Source organism: Mastigocoleus sp. MO_188.B34, from assembly GCF_030065675.1.
Classification (GTDB): domain Bacteria; phylum Cyanobacteriota; class Cyanobacteriia; order Cyanobacteriales; family Nostocaceae; genus Mastigocoleus.
On sequence record NZ_JASJDK010000212.1, the window covers coordinates 1 to 7,849 of the forward strand.

Consider the following 7,849-nt stretch of genomic DNA (forward strand, 5'->3'; position numbering starts at 1 on the left):
AATTGGGATTAAAACATGAGTGGCAGCAATCAAGCTTATGATGCTTAAAAATCCCAAGCTGGGTGGGCAATCAATCAAAATAAAATCATACTCATTTTGTCTTGATGAGAGGAGATTTTTCAGACGCAACTCTTTCATAATGGCATCAGAAAGAACTTTCTCGGTTGCACTCAGGTTTATATTAGCGGGTACTAAGTCTATCCCATGCAAATCATTATGTATGGGGAGAGAAGTTTCTTGAACTATGGAAGAGTGAATTGTTTCTGATAATTCCTTTGGTTTTAATCCAAAAAAAACAGTCAAAGATGCTTGAGGGTCTAAGTCTAAAAGGAGGACTTTTTGATTAAGTTCTTTCAGATGATAACCAATATTCATGGTCAGAGTTGTTTTGCCTACTCCACCAGCTTGATTAAACAGGGCAATGATTTTGCTCATAGGAGCTTTTATAAAATAGTTTGAGCTTCGTTTTAACTTATCTTTTCTATGTCAAGATGATTAATTTTATTACAAAAATATGATAATTCAAGTAAAGAGTGCTTATTATAGTTTTTCAGACATCTCGCCGGAATTTGTTTTAGATAGTCGTTCCACACACGAACGGACATGACTAATTACCTCAATCTTATCTATTGTCAAAATTGAGCGATTTTGCATAATAATCTTGCCATCAACTATTACAGTTTTTACATCATTTGGTTGCATACTATAAATTAGATTGGCTGGAATATTATGGTTGGGCTGGTGGTGTACTGCATTAGTATCAATCAAAATTAAATCAGCTAAATACCGGGGTGATATTTTCCCTAATTGTTCTCCCATACCAAAAACACGGGCGCTTTCTTGTGTTGCAATTTTATTAGCTTCGGTCGCTGGTAGTACTTGGGGATTGGAATGTCGGGATTTTTGTAGTAGAGTCATTAAGCGTAGGGATTCCCAAATATCCAACGTATTATTACTAGCAGCTCCATCTGTGGCTAAACCTACGGGAATTCCAGCATTGCGAAAATCAGTAACAGGTGCTGTGTCCATGCCCAATTTCAGGTAAGTCTTGGGTGCGTGGGCAATACCAGTAGTATATTTTGATAAAATTTCAATATCAGAAGGCAAAACACCACAAGCATGAGCCAAAATTGTCGGCACTTCTAACACTCCAGTTTGTTGGAGTACTTGTATTGGTGTAATTCCACGACTTTTTAAACTGGTATTCGTCTGGGAGTTGGTTTCTGATACGTGAATGTGAATTCCCACACCCAATTTTTGTGCAGTACGAGCAGTGGTTCGTAAGAAATCATCGTCGCAGGTGTAAGGGGCATGGGGTGCCATTATAGTACGGATACGACCGTTGGCTGTGCCTTGCCATTCACGTACAAATGCTGCTGTTTTTTCAATTTCCTCATTGCCCTGATTACCAAACATCGCCCAACCTAACAAAGCGCGAGTTCCAGTTATTTCCACAGCCTGTGCTGCTTTGTCCATAAAAAAGTAATGATCGGCAACTGAGGTGACACCGGCTTCTATCATTTCTATGAGTCCCAGCAGCATCCCCCAGTAAATATCTTCTTGTGTTAGTTTAGTTTCTCGCAACCAGATATTGTTTAGCCACTGCTCTAAACCAAGGTCTTCTACTAAGCCTCTAAAAAGAACCATTGGTACATGGGCATGAGTATTAATTAATCCTGGCATTGCCAGCATTCCATTAGCTTTAATACTATTCTTAAAGTGACTGGAGTCAGCAATCCCTGTTGGTTGCACCGCTTCAATTTTGTTACCCCGGATGCTTATATCTTGGTTCTGTAAAATCTCTACACAACTACCATCATTAGCAATTTGTAGTACTTGGCAATTTTGAATTAGTAAATCTGACATAAAATCATACACACTGCGATTCAAGTAAATTTTACAGTTTCTGTTGCAGCGATAATCGCGGCAGCCACAAGTAGAGCAAGTATTCCTCCTTGCAATTAATAATTGCTATCTTTTGGTAAGTATAATTTTCTTGAATGACCTGGAATATCAACTATCCACTCTGTATAAAATGTTGGTACTGGCGTTTATTTTGCTCAGATGTTCCAAGACTTCTCAGGCCAAAATCTCCGAGGTTGCTCCTTCAGGGGTCAAAACTTAGAAGGCGCAGATTTTAGTAATACAGATCTGAGGGGTGCAAATTTTACTGGCGCTAATCTGCATGAAGCGAACTTTACTGGTGCTAAAGGTGGTTTGCCTCTAGGTTGGGCAATTTGTCTAGTGATGATTTCCTGGTTGGTGTCGGGACTTTCAGGATTGTTATTTGCGTATAATGGTTTTTTAGTGTCGCTGATATTTAGTTCAAATGTCCAGAACCAATTTTTAGGCTGGACGACACTAATTGTAACGGTTATTATTTTTGCGATTATCCTTCGCCAAGGAATAACAGCCGTAGCTTTAGCCGGAGCCGGAGCCTTTGCCGTAGCCGGAACCGTAGCCTTCACCGTAGCCTTCACCGTAGCCGGAGCCTTTGCCATAGCCGTAGCCCTAGCCTTCGCCGAAGACGAAGCTCTAGCCCTAGCCCTAGCCGGCTCCGTAGCCGTAGTCGGAGCTGTTATAAGTTCTTACATAGCTTGGCGAGGGATGAAAGGAGATAAAAAATATGCTTTAATACGGAATGCTGCATTTGGTTTTGCTGCTATTGGTGGAACGAGTTTTCGTAGCGCCGATCTAACAGATGCTAATTTTACTTCTGCTCAACTCAAAAGTACAGATTTGAGAAAGGCTACACTTACTCGTACTTGTTTCCATAAAACTAAATTACTAGATCGAGTTCGTCCTGGCACCTCTTATCTGAAATATCCTTATATACGGCAATTACTCACCACAGGACGAGGACAAGATAAAAATTTTGATCATCTGGATTTACGGGGAATTAATTTAAAAGGAACTTTATTAACAGACGCAAATTTTATTGGTACAGACTTGAGCGAAGCTTGTTTACAAGATGCGGATTTATCAAGGGCAAAGTTAGTCCAAACTCAATTAGACGGTACTGATTTTACAGGCGCTACTCTTACTGGTGCATACATAGAAGATTGGAATATTACCAATGAAACCAACTTTCGTGGTGTAAGGTGTGAGTACGTGTACATGCAACTTCCCAGCAAAGAAAACCCCGACCCCTGGCGCAAACCGGATAACAGAGAAGAAGTATTTGCTGATGGAGAATTTGGCGATTTCATTAAACCACTAGTTGATACTCTTGACCTTTACCACAATCAAGGTGTTGACCCCCGTGCCATTGCGATATCTTTTAAGGAATTGGCTGAAAACAATCCAAATGCTCAACTGCAGATTGTGGGGATGGAAATAAAAGGTGAAGATAATTTTTTACTTCGTGCTAAAACAGCACAAGAAGCTGATAAATCCCAATTAAGTGCAGAATATTTTGAAACTTATAATTGTTTAAAAGGTTTACCTTCCGAAGAACAAATCAAACATTTTTTAACTGAATTAAAATTTAAAGATAACCAAATAAACTACCAAGAAAATCATATTTCCAGACTAGAAACTATGATATCTACAGCACTAGAACGCCCTAGTCTGCAAGCAGAAAATATTTATAGTCGAGGAGGTATCATGTCGCAAAGCTCTAAAAAAGAATCTCATTTCGACTTAAAAGGTGCTCAATTTGCTGGTGGCTTGGTCGATACAGATACAGTAAATGCTGAACAAATCGGTGGTGATACCACCAATTATGATCAGGAACAAAAACAAAAAGAAACTAACAACTCAGCAGTCAAAACTATTTTAATTCTGGCATCCAATCCCAAAGACACCTCACGCTTACGATTGGATGAAGAAGTACGAGAAATTGATGCTGGATTGCAACGAGCGAGCAAACGGGAATTATTCGACCTCAAACAACGTTGGGCTGTGCGTATTCAGGACGTTTACCAAGCATTGTTAGACTTCAAACCCCAAATTGTTCATTTTAGCGGTCATGGTTCAGGGGATGATGGTTTAGCTCTGGAAGATGAAGCCGGAAATTTACAATTAGTAGACACAGAAGCACTGACTAAATTGTTCGAGTTATTCTCTAGCAGGATTGAATGTGTTGTTCTCAATGCTTGTTACTCAGAAGTCCAAGCCCAGGCTATTGCTAAATATATCCCTTACGTAATTGGAATGAATCAGGCGATTGGTGATAAAGCCGCAGTCAAATTTTCAACAGGATTTTACAATGCACTCGGCGCTGGGGAATCGGTTGAATTTGCTTATAAGCTAGGGTGTAGTATCATTCAACTAGAGGGAATTGCAGAAAATTTTACCCCTGTACTGAAAAAGAAATAAGGTACGCGCTTGTAGTGGAATTACAGATTTTTAGAAGCGTAAATTTCAGGATATACCATCAACAGGTTTAACAGCTATTTTGCATGGTAAATGCTATACAAAAGGTTTTATATAGTAAGTACTATATATTTACTATGCATACGCTATATAAACTCTGAACTTTAGTTAAACTGGTGCTAATAGAATTTGCATAGTATTTAAATAGCGTTCACTATGCATGAAATATATTTCGTCTAAAAAGTAAAATCAATCAATATAAATTTTAATTATTATCTAAAATTTGAAAATTTAATGGATTAACAATATTAGTTAACCGTATTTGTAACTTAAATACTATACTACAGTTATCAAGTTGTTATAAAAATAAAATTTAATTAATCCAAAATAGAGAAATAATTATTTCATATTGGTAGCTAATAGATAAATAAATACATTAATTTTCTATTATTACTAAATATGTATTTTAGATTATGGAGATAAATCTTGGGTAATAGAGGTTTTGGATCTATTACTGCCAAGACAACATAGCTGCAAGTCTTTTTATCAAAGGATTTGTGCTTTCTGCTTTCTTCTTGTCAACTCAATTTTTACAGGGACTGATTTTAGAAGGGATTAGATATATCAAAATATCTTGTTATGAAATATTCAGTATTTATTATTGTATTTTACGCCAATTATTATTAATAAATAGAGGATAATCAAATTTCATCAGGTGAGTAAAGAGAATTAGAGGTATATTGTTGTAATTGAGGTATTGGGAATTTTAAATAACTATATTGATTCCAGGATTTCGCTATATGTTTATTTTAAGTAGAGCAATCAATAAACAAAATTTACTGTAATTTCTTGATTTCTCAGATATTAATAATAATTATTTTGGGTATATTTGAGAACTTTAATGTACTGAGGCAGCATGAGAAGCTCATTTGTGCAGCCAGTCGCCGTTCCGCTGCGCTCCACTAAATAATTTTTTCCAGCGCTGCCCACTTATCCACTCAAAAAAATAAATTAACTCATCAGCAGCGCAAAAAAATGATTTACGACTGGCTTTTAATCTGCGGGTGCGTCCAATGAAGTTGACTATCTGCGGAAGAAATTTTTGAGGAATGTCCAGTACTAAGAAAAGATATTGGTAAAGACTTTGATCAAAAAGTAATGCAGGAAGACTTAGATTTCGTTGAGATCGATTTTGAAAACGTTGACCGTGAGCTAAAAGAACTATCTCATCAACAATTGTGGGGGTGCAAAGCAACAGTATGTGACGGGTCAATTTGGGAGATTATCGCATTGAATCAAAAGCGAGACAAAATTTACGTAAAATGGTTGTCAGGTAAAACCAAAATTGGTGAATTTGACTTAGAAAATAGTAGAGTAGCGAGACTTTCAGACAAAGACATCAAAAAATTGACAAAAAAGATGCCTAAGTTGGAGTTTTGATTTCAACTTAGGCGAGAGGAATCATTGAGCAGCTACAGCTTCTGATTGTTTGGGTTGTTTAGGTTCCTTTGGCTTACGCTCAAAAGCTTGGATGCTTGGAGAATCTAGGATAAAGCCGTTTGGCTGTTCTTCTCCAATCTTTCCAGCAATGGCAGCAACCCACATTGGGTAATTATCTCGGGCATGCTCAAGTTTTTTAAACATTTTTGGTTTAACTGTGACTGTGACAACTTGCGTATCACATTCGACTTGAAAAGATTTCCAACCATTTTCAAGGGTTTGGACATCATCCGGAAATTCGTTGATTTTAATTGTGACTTCTAATTTTCCTGATACTGGCATATCTAAATGAGAGTTATCAAATGGTATGGAAGACGCGCGGCATGCGCCACGAACTGATATTTTAGTATCATCCGTTGTTATGGATTTCTCAATTTTGGGATTATTATTCTCTTGTTTGGGAGAATTCTCCTGCTTGGAAGTATTTTCCTCAGAAGCTTTTGATTTATCTTTGCTCTTACCTTTCTTGCCCTTGGTTGAATTTTTCTTTTCTTGGTTCATTTTGTAACGAAAATGCCTTGGGTGTTCCAAAGTGGGTGGAACTAATAGTGAGTCAAACTCAAATGCATCCAGTTGGGAGTTGAATTTAGCTTTAAGTCCAACAAAATAAATCTCTTTTTTCTGTTGTTTATCTTGTGGATCGAAGCGGAATGGGGGAACCAAAGCATCTTTCCACAGTAGAGGTAAATGCAATCCTCTGGCATACTTGGCTTTGAGTTGTGGTTCTAGATCTTTGAATTTGGCATAACGTTCATCTGAGTAATTTTTAAATACGGATATTACTGGTGTAGGGTATGGGGAAATAAATTTCCAAAGCCCAAAAAGCTGAAATTCACATGGATTGAAGCTTGTAAAAATTCCCTTTCCTGATTCTTCTGTGTGATGGCATACAATATTAAAACTTATTCTGTAAGGTTTTTTGTGATCTGAAAAATAAATGCATTTTGGGTAAACCAGTAATTTTTTGGACACAACACCAAGATGACTTATCTCACCCTTTAAGGTGTCCCAACTTTTTCTGTAACGAGGAGTGGGAAATAGTGGGTAGGATTTATCCCCAATTTTGATACCCAGTTTATTATCTTGTGTTTGCTCAATATCACCCTGTAAGATTCCAACAGCACTGAAAAAAATATCCATATTAAATAATGTTCTCAAACTTTTATTTTGAGGAGAAATTTTTATCGAAGTTAGTTTTGAATGTCAATATATCGCAAATAATTGATTTACTGAAAGTTTGAATAGAGTTAGTTAACTTCTTGAGAATCAGGTTTCCTCAAAAGTTCCAATCTTTGGCATCCCCTACGCCAAGGATGTTTTTGATCTTCCGAGCCAAAGGGGTAATAAGTCACCCAGATGCTACCATCTGCTGTTTCATACAAAAACTTGATTTCAACAGTATACTCACCAAAATTGCAGGTATTAATTTTGATTTTCTCTCCAACAACAAAGGTTTCTCCATTTTGGTTAGTGGCTGTTTCCAAATTCTTGTAGGGTTGTGGAGAAGATTCTTTCTTCTGGGATTTTTTGAGCTTGATTGCAGGTTTAGGCTTGGGAATCTTACCTGGTTCTTGGTTGTCCGTTGTTGACTTTACTTGTTGTTTCTCATTCTGAGGTTCAGTTTGAGAAGAACTGGGAGGTTTGAGTTCAACAATTTCTGTTTTTTGGTCTACTACCTCAGAAGAATTTGGCGCTTCTTCACGTTGAGAAGAACTGGCAGGCTTGAGTTCAATGATTTCTGTTTTTTTGTCTACCTCATCAGAAGAATTCGCTGTTTGTTCAGTTTGAGAAGAACTGCTAGGTTCAAGTTCGATTATTTCTGTTTTTTGCTCTACCACCTCAGAAGAATTTGGCACTTGTTCAGTTTGAGAAGAACTGGCAGGCTTGAGTTCTAGAATTTCTGCTTTTTGGTGTACGACCTCAGAAGAATTTGGTACTTGTTCAGTTTGAGAAGAACTGGCAGGCTTGAGTTCTAGAATTTCTGCTTTTTGGTGTACGACCTCAGAAGAATTTGGTACTTGTTCAGTTTGAG

Annotated in this window: 6 protein-coding genes; 2 read left to right on the forward strand and 4 right to left on the reverse strand. The window is 37.3% G+C overall.

Annotated features, from left to right (window positions below):
* Together QNJ50_RS27940 and QNJ50_RS27945 are read right to left on the reverse strand one after the other, a co-directional pair.
* Positions 1-435 (reverse strand): AAA family ATPase (locus tag QNJ50_RS27940; protein ID WP_300642300.1); only part of this gene is annotated, 435 nt, incomplete at its 3' end.
* A 105-nt stretch (positions 436-540) separates the two neighbouring features.
* A complete protein-coding gene (locus tag QNJ50_RS27945) occupies positions 541-1,866 on the reverse strand; it encodes an amidohydrolase (protein ID WP_300642303.1) in 1,326 nt (441 codons plus the stop codon).
* Between the two features lie 198 nt (positions 1,867-2,064).
* Here QNJ50_RS27945 and QNJ50_RS27950 point away from each other — a divergent pair, with 198 nt between their 5' ends.
* Positions 2,065-4,320, forward strand: a complete 2,256-nt coding sequence (locus tag QNJ50_RS27950) for a pentapeptide repeat-containing protein (RefSeq protein WP_300642305.1) — start codon at positions 2,065-2,067, stop codon at positions 4,318-4,320.
* Between the two features lie 1,155 nt (positions 4,321-5,475).
* The gene (locus QNJ50_RS27955; RefSeq protein ID WP_300642308.1) at positions 5,476-5,757 is read left to right on the forward strand and encodes a hypothetical protein; all 282 of its coding nucleotides are present in this window, start codon (positions 5,476-5,478) and stop codon (positions 5,755-5,757) included.
* 21 nt (positions 5,758-5,778) lie between these two features.
* Here QNJ50_RS27955 and QNJ50_RS27960 read toward each other — a convergent pair whose 3' ends face one another.
* Positions 5,779-6,957 (reverse strand): hypothetical protein, encoded by a 1,179-nt coding sequence (locus QNJ50_RS27960; RefSeq protein ID WP_300642311.1) that lies wholly within the window; start codon positions 6,955-6,957, stop codon positions 5,779-5,781.
* A gap of 107 nt (positions 6,958-7,064) precedes the next feature.
* The coding region (locus QNJ50_RS27965; protein WP_300642312.1) for a hypothetical protein at positions 7,065-7,849 on the reverse strand (785 nt) is incomplete at its 5' end.